The organism is Ferruginibacter profundus, assembly GCF_054783275.1.
In genome coordinates this window covers 314,058-335,765 of the sequence record NZ_BAAGQW010000003.1, presented here as the reverse complement: position 1 = coordinate 335,765, position 21,708 = coordinate 314,058, and the positions used below count along the sequence as shown (strand labels likewise).

The following is a 21,708-nucleotide window of genomic DNA, read 5'->3' as shown; positions in this document are numbered from 1 at the left end:
TTCATCATGTGTGCAATAATTAAAAATCCGCTACAGAGAGATGGCACCAGCCAGAAGGAACGTTTGCTGAAAGCCTTGCTTCCGGAAAATGCAAAAATAGACGATAGGAAAATTGAGGATATACTGACTTTTGCAACGGAGTATAGCAAACTCATTAATTATTATAATGCAGATAATACAATACAGGGAGACTGGAGTTGTTTTTATGAAAATGATCCCTGTATTCAACTGGCATTACTGGCTACCATTGATACGGATAGTATTGAAGCGGCATTTAAAGCTTTGGAAGAAAAAATAAATAACGATCTCAATAAAGAAGATTGCGGTCACGATTCTGAAACTACAACTGATCCTTTGCCTGGCTATTATGATGATATTATAAATATCATTTACAGTGTTGCCATGCGCATACAAATGGCCTGCAAAAAATTACCCGACGGGCATTTGTTAAAAGAGGAGATTATTACTATCATAAAAAGTAACCTGCATTTGGCTATTATTGATAATAAGCAACAGGATGCCCTGGTAAAATTAATCGGTTACGATAAAGCAAGCATTGCACCGTTGAATGAGTACAAAAATTTTATTCAAAGCCCGGCCAATAGTTTTTGTGCCTGCACCAAAGCCTGGCAATTGGATGCGGAAGGGTATGATTGCATTTATCCTGATAACTCATTTGGATTAGCCGAACTAAAAGTTTTATTCTACCTGTTTTTTATTGAGCTGGTTAAAATAAAAGGCAGAGCAGCTATTTATTTTGAAACATGTATAGCAGCAAATGATGCCCATCAGCCACATGTAACTTTATTCCTTACTTTTTTATACTTGTTTCAATATGCCATTGATCAACTCAATACTTTAACCCGTTCGCATTTGTTGTACTACTACGAAAAAGTATTGTGTTTGCATAAACTCAAAGAAGTACCTGATAAAGTACATGTGATATTTGAACTGGCAAAAAATTTTCATACGCATTTAATTGAAGAAGGTACTTTGTTAAATGCAGGTAAAGATGACAGTGGCAGGCAAATGGTATATGCTATACTGGAAGAAGTGATAGTGAATAATGCAAAAGTGGAGGAGGTAAAAACAATTTACATCAACAACCAGGCGGAACAGGTTACCATAGCGGGCAATGCTGTCTTAAAACAAACAGCCACCATTCATGTGGCACCTGTTGCCAATTCAAAAGATGGCATGGGAGATAGTTTTGCAAAAGAAGAACAGGTTAAATGGCAGCCGCTCGGGGGTGTTGAAAATGCAAGTTCAGAACTGGGCTTTGCACTGGCGTCGCCTATGTTTATGTTAAGCGAAGGTATCCGGGATATCAGGCTTTCTTTTAAGTTAGATCAGTTACCGGCGGAATTTAAAAATACTGTTACACCATTTTTACATGATTCTATATTCAGGCTGGAATATAGTAATGGAAAAGATTGGGTGGAAATGAATGATGTATCTGCTACACTAATGAACTCTCCGTTTGTTGTTGGCGACCTGGTTAAATATAATACCTGCTTCGATCTTTTAAGTACCGTTGCCGTTCCCGGATCAGCAGCAGCACCCATTACAAAAGATGGTATTAAAAAACTGATACGGGCAAAAAAAATGCATAGCCCATCTCATAAAATTGCAGAAGGTGCTGAAGATGATTTTCAGAAAGATGCAGAAGGGGCACAAAAAACATTTTATTTTAAAATTGACTTTACTACCAATACGCTGGATTTTTTAATTCATATCAACGAATTTGCTCCGCCGTTTACAGTTATCGATACACAAAAAAATAAATACCCGATACAAACAGCATGGCCCGTATTAAAAATATTTATTAAAAAAGATAACAGTAGTAATAAAACTGCCTATACTGTTTTTAAAGATATCATGATCAGCAATATTGATATCAAAACGGATATTAAAGGCGTAAAAAACCTTACCGTACAAAATGATACTACCATCCTTAATCCTTCCAGGGAATTTTTTCCATTTGGTATTCGTCCGGAAACAGGCGCCGGTTTTTACATTGGGTCTAAAGAAATTTTTCAGAAAAAATTAGACCGCCTGGATATTGAACTGGAATGGGCCAACCTGCCTTTGGATATTAAGCCAGACCAGGGCAGTGATACGTTTGCAACCTATTATAAAAATTATATTTTGCCTGCCGGAGTGACTGTTGATAACGCTTATTTTAAAGTATCGGTTGAGTATTTGTACAACAGAACATTCAAGAAATTATTGGAAAACCAAATGCTGTTTGTAGCCGACAATGGCAAACTGCCGGAAAACCAGCAAAGACTGATAACTGTAAAAACACCGCCACCGCCTGACATGGCTTCTATTGCAGCGTTTACAAGATTTCCTTCCCGTAATCTTGACCTGCCGGAATATACCATCGATTCGCAAAGAGGATTTATAAGATTGAAACTGCAGCAGAATTTTTTTCATGGCGCATATGCCAATTCTTTAACCAAAGGAGCTATTATAGAAAGTGCAAAAGGAAAAACGGCAGATGGGTCAAGCCTTCCCCTGGAGCCATTTACACCGGCGCTCAAAAATATCAGTTTAAGTTATGCGTCATCCGAATCTGTTGCTATTAATATGCCACTGGCAGGCGCAGTCTTTCCGGAAATTTATGAAGAGTTTTTTCACATTTTGCCATTTGGGTATAAGCCCATTGGAATTAATGCAACACCGCTGGTGCAGCAACCTGTTGTAATAGCACCGCAGTTTAATTATACAATACCGCAAAATTCGGTAGAGGCATTTACGCAAGGCAATCTTTATATCGGCCTTAAAGATGCTTTGCCCGAACAGAAAATAAACATTCTCTTCCAGGTTTTAGATGGTACCGGAGATAATCGGGTAGCCCAACCTGATATAGAGTGGAGTTATCTTGTAAATAACGAATGGCAGGCATTTAAGCCATTTGAGATACAGGATCATACAAGAGCTGATGAAAGCTCACGAAAGAGTTTGTTGAAATCAGGTATTATCGAATTCAGTTTACCCAAAGCAATCACCAGCAAAGGCACAACAATACTAAACCCTGATTTACTTTGGATAAGGGCTGTTGCGCATGAAGGACTGTTGACAACAACAGACAGTGATTCTATGTTGGGTTTGCAACGTATTGCGGCATTGCCTGATATTGTTGCCATCATTGCACAAGCCGGCATTGCGGCATTTGAAAATCATACTAATGCGTTGTCCCATCTGGCTGCCCCTCTTCCGGCAAAAACAATTGCTAAACTCGTGGATAGTCGTGCTGCTATAAAAAAAGCAGAGCAACCTTTTAATTCTTTTGATGGAAGATTACCTGAAAATGACAACCAGTTTTATACCAGGGTTAACGAAAGGTTGCGCCATAAAAACCGTGCTATCTGCATATGGGATTACGAACGGTTGGTATTACAGGCTTTTCCCCAATTGCATAAAGTAAAATGTTTGAACCATACAGGCATTGCAGAAAATTTATTGCAAACGGCTGTTTTAAAATTAAGAGAAATTACGCCGGGTTTTGTAACAGTATCCGTAATTCCCGACCTGAGAAATAATAATGCGATCAACAAAATTGAACCCCGTGTACCGGTTGGAATATTGGATGATATCAAACTGTTTTTGAAGCGGCGTACAAATCTTTTTGTGGCATTGGCATACACAGACAAGCTGGATTATTTACAGGTATTGAATCCGCTGTACGAACAATTGAAAGTAAAAACCTGTGTTCGGTTTTATGAGGGGCTTGATGCAGCCTACTATAAATATGTATTGAATGAAGATCTGAAAAAATTTCTTTCGCCATGGGCATTTGATGCCAACAAAGAGATCAACTTCGGATCAACCTACCATAAATCAACTATCCTGAATTTTATTGAAGAAAGAAAATATGTAGATGTGGTATTGGGATTTGAGGTTTTGCACTACAAAGATGGAACAGTGCAACCGGATTATGATGCCGACCGGATCATTCCTACCACATCACGTTCTATCCTCACTTCTTACAATGTTATTGATGCAAATGCTGAGTATGAACATAATATTGAGAATGTGCCTTATGATGAGAACAACCCTTGCCCGGAATGTACTATTACTGCCAACAATGCCTTAAGAAAGCAAAAGCTTAGTAAAGCGTAAATAGTTTAAACAAAAAGTTATGACAGATAATATCACCATATCAAAAGCTGCACCACCGTTTGCCAGTATGGATTTTGCGGTGCTACGTGATATCGGCATCAAACATTTTGAAAAAATGGGTAGCAAATTGTGGACGGATTATAATTTACATGATCCCGGTATTACCATCATGGAAGTGCTGTGCTATGCTATAACTGATCTTGGTTACCGCACTGATTTTTCCATTGAAGATATTTTAGCATCTGCCGGTGGTAATACCAATCAAAAACAGTTTTTTGAAGCATTGGAAATTTTGACCTGCCACCCTGTTACTGTAAATGACTTCAGGAAAATATTGATCGACCTTGAGGGGATAAAAAATGCGTGGCTGGTAAAAACAGCGCACCAGGAAATGCCCTTGTTTGCCGATAAAAATGCTAACCAGGAATGGACTACATCATTTACAAAACAAAGTGCTACTGCCAAAGAAATTAAATTGAACGGATTGTATGATGTATATATCGACTTGGAAGATGATGTGGACCAGGAAGACCTGGATAAGGTAAATGATATTACACAATGTGCCTGGCAAAAATTATGGCAGCACCGTAACCTGTGCGAAGATTTTGTTACGGTGAATGTAATTGAAGAAATGAAATTTGGAATAGAAGCACAGGTAGAACTATGCCCCGATGCAGATGTAAATAAAGTAGCCGGCGATATATATTATTTTATACAGGAATACCTTACCCCAACAATCCCCTTCTACAGCTTTAAGGAAATGTATGAAGTGAAGAAAAAACTTTGCGATGAAATTTTTGAAGGCCCGGTGTTGTGCAATGGTTTTATTGATGACGATGAGCTGGATAAAGCACAGCTACGAAAAGAAATTTATGTATCAGACCTGTGGCAGGTGATAATGGATGTATGTGGTGTGGCAGGTATAAAAAAACTCACTATAAAAAAATGTGATGGCGGCGAGGAGATTGTAAATGAAAGGCCTGATAAAAAATGGTGCCTTAAGGTAGATACTTATCACAAGCCTGTACTGGAACAGGCCTGCTCAAAAATTTTCTTTCAAAAGGAATTTGATTGTATCTATCCTGACGAAAGAAAAGTACAGGAAAGAATTGTATTGCAAAAAAAAATGCATCAACCCGTAAAGAAATCACATGCAAAGCCTTTGCCCGATGCCGGCACCGACCGCAACCTGCAGGAATATTTTACTATACAAAATGAATTTCCATTTACGTATAAAATTGCAGAGGGGCAGATCATTGAAAGAGATACACTGTTGAGAAAAGCGCAATCCAGGCAACTAAAAGGGTATTTATTGTTGTTTGATGAATTACTGGCCAATTACCTCCTGCAATTATCAAGGGTCAAAGACCTGCTTTCTGTAAGTCAGCCCGAAGAGCACAGTTATTTTTACCAGGCTTTATACAATGTGCCCGGTATAAAGGAATTATTAAAAGATTTTACAAAAGAAGATAATCACCTTACATGGGATGAGTTTACTGCAAAGGCAGATAACGATTATGTAAAACGCTTGGGTGAAATAGTTGAGACCGTTACCAAACAAAAGCAAAGAAAAAATATTTTCTTAGATCATTTACTGGCAAGATTTGGCGAAGCTTTTACCGGTTATGTGATTAGAGAGTATGAGGAAATATGTAGCTGCGAAAGCAATATAGAGGGAAAACAAGTGCCGGACAAATTACTGAAAGACAAAGCAGCCTTCCTGGAAAATATACCTGTACTAAGCAGCGAAAGGGGAAAAGGATTTAACTATAAAGCGTTGGATTGCGGCAGGCCCGATGTGTGGGATACTAAAAATGCAGAAGGAGTTAAGAAAAGAGTTTGCGCTTACCTGGGTTTCCCTGGTCACCAGCGCAAAACATTAACCTGCCCGCCCGAATTTGAAATAAAACCCTATCGTGTAATTACAGAAGGCAAAGTGCAGGCTTATCGTTTACGTATGGAAGATGGCGCAGGTAAAGCCTTGCTTGATGGACTAAAAGATTACAAGCAACAACAAAATGCAATAAAAGATGCAAAGGATTTACGGGAACAGGTACTTCGTGGAAAGATAATGATCTCATCTGCAGATGCAAATGGATATGTAAGGGTGATTGTGAAAGACAGGGAAGATAATAATGCATTGCAAAGTGACATGATAAAGAAAACTGATGCAGATACATTAAAACTTGAAATTGAAACATTGGCATTCCCGGATTGCTGCGCCATTGAGGGATTTCATATAATAGAACATATTTTATTAAGACCAAAAGACGATGATTTTGCGCCGCTCTTCCACCCGGTTATTGTACAGGACATGCTGGCAAGGAAAATCGGTGTTACACCAACTGATCTTTTAATTGAAGACGGGTATTCATGCTGGATAACAGTGGCAGTACCCAACTGGCTGCCACAGTTTAAAAACAATCCTAACGGACAATACCAGTTTGAACAACTGGTACGCAGGGAGACTCCTGCACATATTGTGGTTCGTTTTTGCTGGATGAGTCCCAACGAAATGTATCGCTTTGAAACAGCCTACCTGAAGTGGTTGTATGAAAATGCTTTGGAGAAACCTAATGAAAGAGAATTAACTGAACATGTTAATGACCTGGTTGCCATAATGAAGCAATGCAGTTTTTCTATTCGTGAGATCGGGGACCCGTGTTTGAGTGTTGCTTCTGCAACTAATGAAATGGATATGGTCAATACAAAGAATAAATAGAATGAGTATGGTTGTCGGTGTCTTCCCATGGTCGGTGCCTTCACCGGTCATAACGCCTGACTTTTTAATGATACAAATTTTTAGCTATGACTACTTGTGATAATGTTTCTGATTTTTCTGCCGACCAGTTAACAAGAATAAAGTTACTGGGTATGGGCATTGTATGCGGACTGGAAGTGTTCAGGGATTCGCAATGTTTTATCAGTGTTACCAAAGGCATTGGTGTAACATCAGCAGGTAATATTATTTGTATTGCCGGTAAAACAATAAAATATTACAAAGAATATAACGATCCCAATAATTATTTCAATACGATCATTAACTGTATTCCCGGCGCAGGAGTAAAAAAATGCACTGTCTTCGAATTGCTGGAGCACAGAGAAGACGGTGCGTTTTCAATTGTACCGCAAAGCCTGGATGCAGTGGAGAAACCTTTTCTTGAAAACAAAGTGGTATTACTGTACCTGGAAGACGCAGCTAAAATGATCGTACGCCTTTTACTGGTTGATGAACAGGATATGTGGGCTATTTTAAAATGTGGTTGTATCATGCAATCGCATTGTATACAAACCGAGCCAAAGGAAGAGGAGGACATGTCTATTTTTGATAAGGATGCAGAAAATACGTTACCGGGTGATGAGGAATTGTATAATGCCGTGCATAAAAAATATATGCTGAATGCAGTAACCATCCGCCGCTTTGGTTATGGCAAGACAGATATTGGCGACTTAAATGTAGGTGATAGTAAAGAAGAAAACCTGTTACCCGATTTTGATTTTACAGATACTACTCCGGCTAAAAGAAAAGAAAAGTTTTTCAGGGAATATGAATTGATCATCGACGAAGCATTAAAAAACCTGGATGATGAGGTTGATAAATTGCATAATTATTTTAGCTGTATGATCGATGCCTGCCATTGTAAAGAAAAAGACAATGAAGCAGAAATAAAATCTCCCTGCAACCCGGTAAATACCGATACCTCAACTGAAACAGGATTGCAGATGCACAATATTAAGATCTTTAATAACTATTTTACTTTCATCAATAAAAAATGGGCGGTATATAAAAAGAACCGCAAGCCTGTTGAAAGCGTACAGTATTTTTATGATTTTGTAAAAGACCTTATTGCCACCTACAACGAATTATTGAATGAATTGTACGAGTTGGTAAATGATTGTTGCACCGGCACGGAATGTTTTCCCAGGCATTTAATGCTGGGCAGGATAACAGAAGAAGTAAGTTTCCAGGCTTCTATCTTTCGCCAGGGGTACCTGCAGCCGCCGATTTACAATGATAATGCCAACCGTTTACAGCAAATACGTTTTTTGCATTGGCGTATGGTGATCATGATGAAATGTTTTTATGTGCCCGATTGGGAACGGGATGATTTCAGCGATGAAAGCTACTACGATGTATTGCAGATTGAAGGAGAAAAAATATTGGGAACAGACCCGAAACTACCGGTGCGCATTACACCGGGGCGGCTGTTTAGTGAACCATTGGGTAAACAAACGATCCCATTTTATTATAATTTATCCAACAGTACTTATTCCATACAATACTATTGGGATTATTTGTCAACCAAACACAACAGGGAAGACCACCAGCTTTCTTTTTTCAACAAGGAAATACCCGGTTATACCAGCCTGGATTTTGTGGTACACCCGTTTGTGTACTCTTTAAACCAGTATCCTTTTTACCGCGTGGAAGGCCATACCGGGATGAAAGTGACTGATGCCATTGCTGCCATTAAAAATTTAAGAAGAAGGTATGCCCTGAGTTTTGATGTGATGGCTGTAACAACAGACAACCTGAAAGAATTATTCATGCAGCCTTTGGACGATAAGGAATTTGTTGCTTATGGTTTAGAGCATGTAGGTGGGGTACAAAAAGGATATACATTGCTTTTACTTCATGATGGGGATACCGAAAACCCGGTAGTGATAGCGGATTTCCAGTTACCCTTTATGATGGCTGGTAAATTTACTGCAACTGCTGCACCAACAAGGGGAGATAATAATGAAAATATAAGAGCTACATGGAAAGATACGCTGGAAAAAATAGGAGCGGCAAAGGAAAAAAAAGATAACCTGAAAAGTATACCGGGTATTAATGAAGGTTTAGAAAAAGCCTTGATTGCTATTGGTGTTAATTCATATACGCAGTTGGCAAAACTAACAGCAAAGGAAATACCTGCCATGGCTGTAATGATGAGCAGAAAACCGGAAGAGATCAGCGAAACATGGTTTAAAGAAGCAAAAAAATTAATCAGGACTAAATAAATATTTTGCAACAGCAACATACTATAAAAAAATTTTCATTGCAACTGCAAACGCAGGGGAGTGAGCACAGTTATAAGATACAGCGCAAGTGCATAAAAATGGTGAACGAAAATCTTGTTGAAGGCATAGATGCAATGTTGACAGAATATTTTCCGGCTGATGAAATTGTAAGGATCAATAAAATTGAAATTGACCTGGGGGATATTACACATGAAGAACTGGAAAAGGATTTTGTGGCCAGGTGTATGGCCGGGCTGGTCAGTAAAATAAAAAAAATACCGGCGCAGCAAAAGCAGGATGATAAAAGCGACATCAGTAAAATAACCCATGAAGAAAATGTACTGCAGCAATTTTTCTATTTTCTTGCCACTGGCAAAATGACCTGGGCAGTACAACAGGCAAATTTTCAGCAATGGCAAACGGCAATAGAGGAAATAATTAAAAAACAACCGGCAACTTTCAGGACATTATTTACAGATTGTATAGCAGCACAACCGCAGGTAATTGAAAGATTGCTCCTGCAATTTGATACTGCACTGGTAAAGGTATTGGTAGAATTATATCAGCCTCTTGTAAAAAAAGAATACGAAAATTTAACTACAGGTGTAGAAAATATATTCTCTTCGCAGCAAACCGATGTAGTTAAGAAAAAAATATTGGCAAAATTATTACGCCCCGTATTTAACCCTGTAATAAAAATGAACGGCGAAACATTGGAGGAAATGATACTTTCCATAAAGGCCATGGTTCCACTAAAGGCAGGTGAAAATAAAACCGCCTCAATAAAAAATGCAGTTGTCGCTTTTGCTGAAAAGGCAGGAATTATTAAGGAGTATAAAACTAAGGAACAGGTGATTAAAAAAGTACAGGAACAAAATATAGCTTCACCGGCCGGAAAGCAGAACCCGGTAGCAACACCGGGAAATGAAGCTGATGATAAATCAATCTATATAAACAACGCCGGCATTGTTATTCTCCATCCTTTCTTACAAAATATATTCAGGGCCACAGGCTTAATGCAGGAGCAGCAATTTAAAGATGAAACGGGCCGGCAGAAAGCAGTGCATCTGTTGCAATACCTTACCAATAAAGAACAGCAGGCACCGGAATACCTGATGCCGCTAAATAAAATATTATGTGGCATTACTGAAGCTGAACATATCGACAGGTTTATACAATTGGATAAAACTGAAATGAATGAAGCCGACGAATTGCTGGAGGCTGTAATTACACATTGGACCAGCCTGAAAAATACTTCGTCCACGGCATTGCAGGAAACCTTCTTTCAACGGCGTGGTAAATTAACATTCCATGAGGCAGACGGGTATTGGAAATTGCAGGTGGAAAGAAAAGCGGTAGATATATTATTAGACAAAATTCCCTGGGGCATTTCGTATATACAATTACCATGGATGCCATATGCATTGATAACAGAATGGTAAAACACATACAGGCAAAAAGCTGTTGGGAATAATAAAACATAAACCTATTATAAATCTTAAAAGCAAATTCTATGTATTCATTCAAATTTGGAGGCAAAGGCGGCGTAACACAAAGCCTAGAAGAAAGCCAGGGCAGGATGGTGGTTCGCACCCGTAATGCCCGCAGTTTAAACGATGCTGTATTTTCTGAAGCAGGAAAAAAAGTATTGGAAAATTTTGTTCCCGAAATTGAATTTCCTGAATCTGATGTTACGGTACTTAAGCCACGTGATGGGATGCGTGGAGATCCGGTAGCTTTAAGGGATAGTGGCAGAGAAATATTAAAAACAGAAGAAGAACTTAAATTTGCAGGCCGGGTTTTAATGGACCCCGCTTCTAACTCCCCGGTAGTGTACACCGAAAACCTGTTTATAAAATTTCACGACAATATTAAACAGGAAGTATGTGAAAAGATCATTGCAGAAAATAAACTTACTATCAAACAAAAACAAAATTATGCAGTGAATGCTTACTTTGTAAGTACCCCTGGTGATACCGGTTTAAAAATATTTGATATTGCCAATGCTTTACTGGAAAAAAAGGAAGTGGAATTCTGCCATCCTGAATTGATAAGGAAAAAAAGTACAAAAACTATTAATCCGCAACAATGGCATTTAAGATCTGCAGTAATAAATGGCCACCAGGTAAATGCCGGTGTGAATGCAGATAAGGCGCAATTACTTACTAAAGGAGAAAATATTATTGTTGCCGTAATTGACGACGGGGTAGATATTGATAATCCTGAATTTAACCTGCCGGGAAAAGTGGTTGATTCCAGGGATGCCACCCAAAACAATAGCAACCCAAGGCCCAAACTGATGGATGAAATGCATGGTACGGCATGTGCAGGTGTGGCTGCTGCTGCAGGCATCGGCGCATCCGGTGTGGCACCTGCGGCTAAGCTGATGCCTATACGGTTATCATCACAACTGGGTTCTATACAGGAAGCCAATGCATTTAAATGGGCAGCAGACCATGGGGCTGATATTATTTCCTGCAGCTGGGGACCCGAAGACGGCGACTGGTCAAACCCTGCAGACCCTCTGCATACACAATTTGTGGGCTTACCCGATAGTACCAGGTTGGCTATACAGGATGTAACTACCAACGGGCGCAATGGCAAGGGCTGCATCATTACTTATGCCGCAGGTAACGGTAATGAAGATACTAAATTTGATGGCTATGCAAGCTGCGAAAATGTAATAGCTGTGGCGGCCAGTAATGATACTGATAAGCGCAGCGTGTACAGCGATTTTGGCGATGCCGTATGGTGCAGTTTCCCCAGCAGCGATTTTGGTCACCCTCCATTTCATCACCCGGACCCATTGACGCCGGGAATTTTTACAACCGACAGGGTTGGTGCAGCGGGCTATAATCCTAATGGAGATTACACTAACGATTTTGGAGGTACTTCCAGTGCATGCCCCGGGGTGGCCGGCACAATAGCTTTAATACTTGCTGCCAATCCCGATCTTACAAGATTACAGGTAAAAACAGTGCTTAAAGAGTGCTGCGTAAAAATTGATGTTGCCCACGGACAATACGACGCCAACGGGCACAGTAAATTTTACGGCTATGGTAAAGTGGATGCAGAAAAAGCGGTACAATTGGCCCTGGCCTTAAAATCGCCGGCTCAATCAGCAACGGTAAAAATAATCTCGGTATTGGTTGACCCTGCAGGTGATGATACAGGACATGAAAAAATATCACTGCTCAATACTTCAGCAGGAAATATCAGCCTTAACGGATGGGCCATTGAAGTAAAAGGTAAAAAAGAAGTGTTGACAGCCACACTTGCAGGGGGTGAAGCAAAAACGATCACGCTTGCAGGTACAAAGGCAAAGCTGTCAAATACTGGGGCTACCATCAACCTGCTTAATGCATCACAGCAGGTAGTGCATACCGTTAGTTATAAAAAGAACCAGGTAAAAAAGGGCGCAGCCATTGAGTTCTGAAAAATAATGCAGTCAGTCTTTAGCAATAACTTATAAAACTACAATCATGGAAACATTTGCAGGCTTGTCTTCAGAAAAAGTAAATGCTACTGTTCCTGCCGGAGGAAAAAATAAACCTTTTTTTTCTCCGGCTACGGTGCAGCCAAAACTAACTATCAATCAGCCCAATGATAGTTATGAACAGGAAGCTGATGCCATGGCTGATAAAGTGATGCGTATGGAGCAACCGGGTGTGCAATTACAACCATTACCCATTGCTGCGCTGCAAAGAAAATGTGCACATTGCGAAGAGGAAGACAAGAAAATGCAGCGTAAAGAAATGAATGGCGGAGAAAAAACTGCCGGTAGCAATTTAGAAAGTTATGTAGGAGGATTAAATAGTGGCGGGCAGTCTTTATCAAACGAAGTTCGTAATTTTTATGAACCACGTTTTGGGTATGATTTTAGCAACGTGAAAATTCATACCGATACGGTTGCTGCAAAATCGGCGCAATCAATCAATGCGCTGGCATATACTTCGGGCAATAATATTGTTTTTAATAGCGGGCAGTATTCACCTGGTACAGATAGCGGTAAAAGATTGCTGGGGCATGAGCTGACGCATGTGGTGCAGCAGAATTCGTCCATTCAGACAAAAAGGATTCAACGGACAATTGGGGATGGTCATGATTTAACTGCATTGCGGTTCAAGGGAGATGCTATATTGGAAGGGTGCTTTGATAATGAACGTGTTTTAAAAATAGGTGCAAAGGGCGAGGCTGTAAGAAAGTTGCAGCAAGCATTGGTAGATGCCGGATTTCCTCTGCCAAAATTTGGAGTTGATGGCGACTTTGGCAGTGAAACTGAAACTTCAGTTAGAAACTTTCAAAACGCCTCTCCGGGTTTGGTCGTGGACGGGATTGTTGGTCCCCAAACCATGGGTTCACTGGATGTCTTGTTCACTCCTGCACCGCCTGCCCCTGCGCCACCTGCCCCTGCGCCACCTGCCCCTGCACCACCTGCACCAACTCCCGTTGCCCCTTGTCCGCTGGGTATAACCGGACCACAGCAAGTTGATCATTATTGTGCAGCTTATGTGCCAAGTGATGCTGCTTCCTGCGGAACATTTCCTGCACCTAATATTACACTTACAGCTACAGGAATGGCAGCTGGAGCTGCACTTAGATGGAGTGTCAGCAGTGGAGCTACAAAAGCATCTATTGTTGGTCCGGTTAACGGCACAACTGCTGTAATTAAAGGCGATGCACCAAGCGCAACAGCAGGAGATGTAACTATAAGTGTATCAAACGGAACTTGTACAGCAACGAGAACAATAACTGTGAGAGAACCCAGCCATATGACATCTACACAGGCTCCTTCAACAACACCAACCTTAATTTCTAATCAAATTACTTATACTGTACAGGATCAATTTAACAATGCAATGGGAGCTGGTATTTGCGTGGATGAAACAATCACCGTATGTCATAATAGTTTGGTAGGAGCCAATTTTACTTTCGGAGATGCAGCTACGAATGCTAGCGGGCAAGTAACAGATAACCTGAGTGGAAGCTTTCCTGGAGGAGTGCCTGCTGGTTTATGTGTTAAATTAAATCAAACCATAACAGCGGGAGGTTGCGGCCCATTACTTCGAAATACAATTTTGTTTAGGAATACTGGCATTACTCTTCTCCCAGGAACCAGCTGTGCTGCCGGGGATGCTTGTCCATAATAATAAAATTATGGGTTGTATACAGTTAAAAATATTATCAAGAAGCATTATTGTATTAACAATATTTAGTTGTAATCAAAAACATATTGATATGAAGAAAGGTCATTCTGAAAAATCGCAATCAATGCAAACTGTTTATGAAGATTTGGATGAATTAAAAGCTTCTTGTCCATCAGGTACAACTTTGTCTGGACCTGTTGATAAAAATGGACAGACTATAACAGTAAATGGGCAGATTGAAGCTGTTTGTTTGACTATAGAAGGAGTTAAAAACGGATTATTTATGCAGTGGTATAATAATGGAAAAAAAGCTGTTCGTGGCAGTTTTACACAAGGGAAAAAATCCGGAGAATGGACTTATTGGTCAAGTGACGGGCACATGACTGGTAAAGGAACTTTTAACAATAACAAACCGGATGGTAAATGGATCACCTGGTTTAAAAACAGTAAAAAGGAATCTGAAGGAGAATATAAAAATGGTGTTGAAGAAGGTAGATTTATATACTGGGATGAGAATGGGGATATTTCTAAAATTCTGAATTATGAAAATGGCAAATTAATTAAGACAGTCTATTTTGAAAATGGTAAGCAAATAAATTAAATAAATTAAAAGTAGGCTTAGGATAACTAAGATATAAAAGCGAACTGCCAGCATACGGAATTAAAATACAGGTAAATGCAAGTAAAATATGATCAACTCTTTCAAAATACTACAGCAGGTCATTCATGGGCGCATGCAAACTCATTTTAAAAGGGAGGAGAAAGATGGATCTGCAATTTTTCCTGCCATAAAAATCGAACAAGACGGCTCGCAATTAAATGATTTTATAGTTAAACAACAACTTACCATCGAAGAATATATTATATTACTCATAGCATTAGTCCCCCATGTTCAACCCACTTTCTTTGAAAATATAGTCAGCGAATTTCTACCCCAGGGCGGAGACTTTACAGAATTCGGAGGCGTAAAAGCTACCAACCAACGCAGCATTTTACCCACAGGAGAAACAGTACTGTTTATCCTTGCCGGTAACGATATGCAGCGTCGCTTACAATTACAACAGCTCTTTAGCCCCGATCATTTTTTTTATAAGCAAAATATTCTTTGGCTGGAGCATGTAAAGGATGGCGAACCTGTAATGAGTGGAAAATTATTATTAGGTACGGAATGGGTAGATAAATTTTTATTCAATAAAGAAACCGCACCCAAATTCAGTCCCGAATTTCCGGCAAAGAAATTAAGTTCTCAAATGACCTGGGACGACCTGGTGTTAACACCACAAACAAAAGAAGAGATCGATCACATTAAAATCTGGTTGTCGCATAACAGTACATTGTTAAACGATAATAATCTTTCCCGGAAAATAAAACCCGGTTACAGGGCATTGTTTTATGGGCCACCGGGTACAGGTAAAACTTTAACGGTGTCTTTATTGGGAAAAGAATTTAATAAAGAGGTCTATCGTGTGGATCTGTCGCAGGTAGTGTCAAAATACATTGGCGAAACAGAAAAAAATTTAGAAAAAGTGTTTAGCAAGGCAGAAAATAAAGACTGGATCTTATTTTTTGATGAAGCCGATGCGTTATTTGGCAAACGTACCAATGTAAGCAGTTCGCACGACAGGTTTGCCAACCAGGAAGTATCTTACCTTTTGCAAAGAGTGGAGGACTTTCCGGGTTTATTGATACTGGCTTCTAACTTTAAAAATAATCTAGATAAAGCCTTCACAAGGCGCTTTCATGCCATGGTGCATTTTCCTATGCCTAATGCAGGCGAAAGATTACTGATCTGGCAAAAAGCATTGCCGCAGCATCTGCAGGTAGCCGGTGATATTAATTTAAATGAGATGGCACAGCGGTACGAGTTAAGTGGAGCTGCTGTTTTAAATATCATGCAATTTGCGGCATTAAGAGCCTTGCATCGCAATGATAATACCATCCATAATGCCGATCTCTTAACCGGTATCCGCCGTGAATTCTGGAAAGAAGAAAAAACCATTTAAACCCCGTAAAATACTTTACATCTCCCTGTAAAAGGTGCTTTCTGCGGCATTTTCCGCTTATACAATTCAATTTTTTTACTGCCTGTTTTTTCCGACATTTACCCTTTATATGATCGCATGAGGAAAATATTTTTACTACTGTTAACTGTAACAGCATCAGCAGCATTTGCCCAGGACCTCTCTTTTGGAAGAAAGATAGTGGATACGCTTACCTCGCCTTATTTCTGGGGCAGGGGTTATACCAATGATGGCATGAAAAAAGCAGCAGACTTTTTAGCCAATGAATTTAAAGCTTACGGATTGGAGCCCATGACTAAAAATTATTTGCAGCCATTCAGCTATCCCGTAAATACTTTTCCCGGAAAAATGGAAGTGAATATCAATGGCAAAGACCTGGTACCCGGAAAAGATTTTATTGTTAGCCCCGAAACAAGAGGTGTAAAAGCAGCAGGCGACCTTGATGTGCTGGATACCATTCAATATATCAACCGCAAAGAAATGGTGGTGATAAAAATGCAGGATAAATTAACCTGGGATATTGCACCGGAAGCAGCCGGCTACTCTTTAATATTAGTAGATAAAAAAGCACTGGATAAAAAGCCTTTTTCATTTAAAGTGAATATTGATAATAAGCTGGTGAAAAATTTTAAAACAGCAAATGTGTGTGGCATGGTTAAAGGCACAGTAAAACCCGACTCTGTTATTTTTATTACAGCGCATTACGATCACCTGGGTGGCATGGGCGCCGATACATATTTCCCCGGTGCTAATGACAATGCCAGTGGCGTTTCTTTATTGCTCAACCTGGCACATTATTATGCACAGCATCCGCAAAAATATACTATCGCATTTATTTGTTTTGCCGGGGAAGAAGCCGGGCTTATCGGGTCAAAACATTTTACCGAAAATCCTTTGGTGCCATTAAAAAATATTCGTTTTCTCATCAATACCGATCTTGCCGGCACGGGTGAAGAAGGTATTACCGTAGTAAATGCTTCCGAATTTCCTAAAGAGTTTGCTATGATGAATGCCGTGAATGACGAAAAGAAATTACTGGTAAAAATTAACTCCCGGGGTAAAGCTGCCAACAGCGACCATTATTTTTTTACAGAAAAAGGGGTGCCTTCTTTCTTCTTTTATACTTTAGGTGGCATCAAAGCTTATCATGACGTTTTTGATAAAGCGGTAACATTACCCTTAAATGAACATGAACATTTGTTTAAGTTAATTGTTGGCTTTAATGATAAGTTAATGGGCAATTAAGTACAATGCATTTTCAAATCGTATTAACACAATATAATTTTCTATTTGAGCTTTAAAAATATTTCTATGACGAGATTTTCTTTAGTGTTGATTTGTTTATTCCCTGTGATCGCAGTAGCCCAACCCGATCGTTGGCAACAAAGGGTTAAATACAATATGAATATTGATATGGATGTGAACACCAATCAATTTAAAGGCAAACAAAAACTGGAATACACCAACAATTCTCCTGATGTATTGAACAAACTGTTTTATCATTTATACTTTAATGCTTTTCAGCCCAACAGCAGTATGGATGCAAGAAGCCTGGAGCTGAGTAAAAATATTATTAACGGCAGGGCCGATTGGGATGGCAGGGTAAGAGACAGGATTGGGAAATTAAAAGATAATGAGATCGGCTTTCAAAAAATAATCAGCCTTACAATAAATGGTGTACCGCAGCCATTTAAATATCATGAAACTATCCTTGAAGTGAACCTGGTAAAACCAATGGCACCCAAAAGTAAAATAGTTATTGATATGGATTTTGAAGCGCAGGTGCCTTTGCAGGTAAGGCGGAGCGGAAGAGACAATCCAACCACAGGGGTGCGTTACAGCATGAGTCAATGGTATCCTAAATTATGTGAGTACGATTACGAAGGCTGGCATCCTACGCCCTATGTGGCAAGAGAATTTTATGGTGTATGGGGCGATTATGATGTGACCATCAGCATTGATAAAAATTATAAACTGGGGGGCACCGGTGTATTGCTGAATGCCAATGAAATTGGCTGGGGATATGATGCTGCAAACACACCGGACTTAAAGCCAATAACCAGGGAAAAACGGACCTGGCATTTTGCAGGTAATAATGTACATGATTTTATGTGGGCCGCCGATCCGGAGTATAAACACATCGTAAGAAAAATGCCCAATGGTGGTCCAACATTGAATGTGATTTATAACTATGTGGAGAACAGTCCTAAAAATGATTCTGCCTGGAACGAAGTGGCTGATGCTGCAGTAGTGGCATTGCCTTTTATGGATAGTAAATTCGGCAGGTATCCTTATCCGCAATACTCATTCATACAAGGTGGCGATGGCGGCATGGAATACCCGATGGCAACATTATTGAGCGGTCCTGGTTTGGGAACAGTTTTTCATGAATGGATGCACAGCTGGTACCAGATGATGTTAGGTACCAATGAAAGTATGTATGCCTGGATGGATGAAGGCTTTACCAGTTATGCCGAAGACCTGGTATCAAAATTTTACAGTGGCAGGTCTTCACTGGCCGGCCTTAAAGAAACCCTGCAGCGAAACCCGGGCAATAAAAACCTGCAGGAATTGATCCCTGTACTTCCCGAAGATCACAGCAATGCCTATGCCAGCTACTATGCATTGGTAAAAAGTGGTTATGAAGAACCGCTGACCACACATGCCGATCATTTTAATACCAACTTTGCGTACAGCGCAGCAGCTTATTCCAAAGGGGAGGTTTTTATGGAACAGCTGGGGTATATTATTGGTGCTGCAACAAGAGATAAAGTGTTACTGGAATATTACAACCAATGGCGTTTTAAACATCCCAACAGCAACGATTTTGTACAGGTGGCAGAAAAAGTAAGCGGTATTAAATTAGACTGGTACAAAGAATATTTCTGCAGCACTACAAAAACCATCAACTATGCTATTGATAGTTTATGGGAAGAAGGTGGTGTTTCTAAAATACGGTTGCGCCGCATAGGGCAAATGCCAATGCCTGTTGATCTGCAACTGACTTTTAAAGATGGCACCACAGAAATGCACTACATTCCACTCAATTTAATGTTTGGTGAAAAGCCAGCCGAAGACCCTAAACAAAAAAGAGAAGTGCATGAAGAGTGGCGCTGGACACATCCCACTTATGTGGTTGAATTTAAACGCCGCCTTACTGATATCACGGCTGTGGAAATAGATCCGACTAAAAGAATGGCTGATGTGGAACGGAAAAATAATTTATTGGAATTAAAATGGTAACTACCGTCAACGGTCATACGTATTCTCATGGTCAGACGAGGGCGTCAGACCATGAGAATACCCACTAATACAAATTACAAATGGAAATAACCATACAAAGAGTCACCACTACCGATGTGGCTACACTCTCTACGATTGCAAAGCAAACTTTTTACGATACGTTCACCGGTACCTGCACTGCAGCCGACATGCAAAGTTTTTTGGACGAGTACTTTAATGAAACACAGCTCACCAAAGAACTGAGCAACCCCGACGACCTTTGTTATTTTGCCATGGCAGATGGAAAAGCGGTTGGCTACATCCGTTTTATGGAAGATTATAGCAGCCTGCCGGTGATGAAACAATGGAAAGCTATAGAATTAAAACGTATTTATGTGCTGAAAGAATATCATGGTATGGGGATAGCGCAAAAACTCATTGATTTTATGCTGGACTATGTGGAAAAAGAAAACTATAAAGCCATCTGGCTGGGTGTGTGGGAGCATAACTTAAGGGCACAAAAATTCTACGAAAAATATGGCTTTGTAAATTCAGGCTATACCCATGATTTTCCTATTGGAAATACGCCGCAAACGGATGTGTGGTTGTGGAAATTCCTGTAACCAATAAACCCCGGAAAGTACCGGGGCTTATTGTCTGTGCTTGATCTTGATAACACTTGCGTGCTACCTTCCAAAAAATTTATTCACGGCCTCCACACGATTAGTGACGTGCAGTTTTTCGTAAATGTGATACACGTGTTTACGTACTGTTTCAGTACTGATAAAAACGGCATCCGAAATTTCTTTATACAATAACCCTTTCGATAACATCTCCAGGATCTCTTTTTCTCTTTTTGATAAAATGTCCAATGCAGATTCTGTTGGGGATTTATCCGACTTTTTGTTTTGAAAGGCGGCTACTACTTTCCTGGCTATCTGGCTGCTCATCGGTGAGCCCCCTTCCATCAGTTCCTGTATGCCTTCCAGTAATTTACCGGGAGGGGTTTTCTTTAAAATATAACCACTGGCACCTGCACTTAAAGCTTCAAAAATCTGTTCATCATCTTCATAAATAGTACACATCATAAACAATATTTCAGGATGTGTGGCTTTCAGTTCTCTCACCACTTCAATACCACTGATACCACCCAGGCCGATATCCATCAATACTACTTTGGGGTTTAAAAGCGGAAGGGTGATCAGGGCTTCTTCACCGCTAACACAGGATCCTGCTAATTCGCAGTGATCAGACATTTCAATGATCTGCTCCAGCGCAGACCGGATGTCGTTATTATCTTCTACTATGGCAACTGGTATCTTCATAATTGTATTGCAAAGTTGGTTCATTAAAACTATACGAACAATACCACAAAGTGGTAATTCTTTTATTTTAAGCCCACATACAACATGTATTTTTCTTTAAAAAACTCCCGGGGAAAGAGCTTTTCAATTTCCCATACCATTGGTTTACAGCCGCTTTCAAAAATCTCCTGCGTTAAATCGCCCCCTTTAAGGCAGATAAGGCCGTTGGGGGTATTTACGCCATACTGTGTATTTTTATTTTTCTGCAATAATGGTCTGCTCCAATGCCAAAGGTCTTTTAAAGGTGCTACCGCACGGCTTACCACCACATCAAACTTCCTGTTTTTTATATCCTCGGCACGGGTATGTTGCGTAGTTACATTCTGCAAACCAATGGCAGCAGCTATTTCTGCCACTACTTTTAGTTTTTTATTGATGCTGTCTACCAGGTGAAAATGTGTACCGGGATAAAATATAGCCAATGGAATTCCCGGAAAACCACCACCACAGCCAAGGTCCATCACCTGCATGCCCGCAGTAAATTCAAATTGCGTGGTAATTGCTAAAGAATGCAACACATGGTGCTCATAAAAATTATCCATATCCTTCCGGCTGATCACATTGATCTTTTCATTCCATTCGATGTATAATGCTTTCAGTGCAGCAAACTGCCTGGTCTGCTCCTCACTAAAATCATCGAAATACTGTTGAATCATTTCCATAAAAGACAATTTCAAAAATTATATAGAAAGTAAAGGCAATCTATTTATACAAGTTACTAAGTCCGGAAAAAAAGTTCAATAATAAATGCTCAATGCTCAATATTGAAGTGCAGCTGTATTTTCATTGTACATTGTTTGTTGAATATTGAGCGTTGAACAT

Annotated in this window: 13 protein-coding genes; 11 read left to right on the top strand and 2 right to left on the bottom strand. The window is 39.8% G+C overall.

Annotated elements, in window-relative coordinates; all coding sequences use genetic code 11:
- Positions 1-6: 6 nt before the first annotated feature.
- The 11 genes from ACYVM0_RS21255 to ACYVM0_RS21205 all read left to right on the top strand — a co-directional run bounded on the left by ACYVM0_RS21255 (position 7) and on the right by ACYVM0_RS21205 (position 20,145).
- Positions 7-4,128 carry a hypothetical protein gene (locus tag ACYVM0_RS21255; RefSeq protein ID WP_460560455.1) on the top strand — a complete coding sequence of 1,374 codons (4,122 nt, stop codon included), beginning with the start codon at positions 7-9 and terminating at the stop codon, positions 4,126-4,128.
- 19 nt (positions 4,129-4,147) lie between these two features.
- Positions 4,148-6,850: a hypothetical protein gene (locus ACYVM0_RS21250; protein WP_460560453.1), complete on the top strand. Its 2,703-nt coding sequence runs from the start codon at positions 4,148-4,150 to the stop codon at positions 6,848-6,850.
- Positions 6,851-6,936: 86 nt separating this feature from the next.
- Positions 6,937-9,132: a hypothetical protein gene (locus ACYVM0_RS21245; RefSeq protein WP_460560451.1), complete on the top strand. Its 2,196-nt coding sequence runs from the start codon at positions 6,937-6,939 to the stop codon at positions 9,130-9,132.
- 5 nt (positions 9,133-9,137) lie between these two features.
- Positions 9,138-10,574: a contractile injection system tape measure protein gene (locus tag ACYVM0_RS21240; protein WP_460560449.1), complete on the top strand. Its 1,437-nt coding sequence runs from the start codon at positions 9,138-9,140 to the stop codon at positions 10,572-10,574.
- 71 nt (positions 10,575-10,645) lie between these two features.
- Positions 10,646-12,568 carry a S8 family serine peptidase gene (locus tag ACYVM0_RS21235; RefSeq protein WP_460560447.1) on the top strand — a complete coding sequence of 641 codons (1,923 nt, stop codon included), beginning with the start codon at positions 10,646-10,648 and terminating at the stop codon, positions 12,566-12,568.
- 46 nt (positions 12,569-12,614) lie between these two features.
- On the top strand, positions 12,615-14,279 hold the full coding sequence (locus tag ACYVM0_RS21230) for an eCIS core domain-containing protein (RefSeq protein ID WP_460560445.1): 1,665 nt from the start codon (positions 12,615-12,617) through the stop codon (positions 14,277-14,279).
- A gap of 91 nt (positions 14,280-14,370) precedes the next feature.
- The gene (locus tag ACYVM0_RS21225; protein WP_460560443.1) at positions 14,371-14,880 is read left to right on the top strand and encodes a toxin-antitoxin system YwqK family antitoxin; all 510 of its coding nucleotides are present in this window, start codon (positions 14,371-14,373) and stop codon (positions 14,878-14,880) included.
- A gap of 88 nt (positions 14,881-14,968) precedes the next feature.
- Positions 14,969-16,282, top strand: a complete 1,314-nt coding sequence (locus tag ACYVM0_RS21220) for an ATP-binding protein (RefSeq protein WP_460560441.1) — start codon at positions 14,969-14,971, stop codon at positions 16,280-16,282.
- Positions 16,283-16,399: 117 nt separating this feature from the next.
- Positions 16,400-17,545 (top strand): M28 family metallopeptidase, encoded by a 1,146-nt coding sequence (locus ACYVM0_RS21215; RefSeq protein WP_460560439.1) that lies wholly within the window; start codon positions 16,400-16,402, stop codon positions 17,543-17,545.
- 66 nt (positions 17,546-17,611) lie between these two features.
- The gene (locus ACYVM0_RS21210) at positions 17,612-19,543 is read left to right on the top strand and encodes a M1 family metallopeptidase (RefSeq protein ID WP_460560437.1); all 1,932 of its coding nucleotides are present in this window, start codon (positions 17,612-17,614) and stop codon (positions 19,541-19,543) included.
- 80 nt (positions 19,544-19,623) lie between these two features.
- Complete coding sequence (locus ACYVM0_RS21205) at positions 19,624-20,145, top strand: GNAT family N-acetyltransferase (RefSeq protein ID WP_460560435.1); 522 nt, start codon at positions 19,624-19,626, stop codon at positions 20,143-20,145.
- A gap of 63 nt (positions 20,146-20,208) precedes the next feature.
- Here the strand turns inward: ACYVM0_RS21205 and ACYVM0_RS21200 are convergent, their stop codons facing one another.
- Together ACYVM0_RS21200 and rsmG are read right to left on the bottom strand one after the other, a co-directional pair.
- Positions 20,209-20,847, bottom strand: a complete 639-nt coding sequence (locus ACYVM0_RS21200) for a transcriptional regulator (RefSeq protein ID WP_460560434.1) — start codon at positions 20,845-20,847, stop codon at positions 20,209-20,211.
- 62 nt (positions 20,848-20,909) lie between these two features.
- Positions 20,910-21,548 carry a 16S rRNA (guanine(527)-N(7))-methyltransferase RsmG gene (gene rsmG / locus ACYVM0_RS21195; protein ID WP_460560433.1) on the bottom strand — a complete coding sequence of 213 codons (639 nt, stop codon included), beginning with the start codon at positions 21,546-21,548 and terminating at the stop codon, positions 20,910-20,912.
- Positions 21,549-21,708 lie beyond the last annotated feature (160 nt).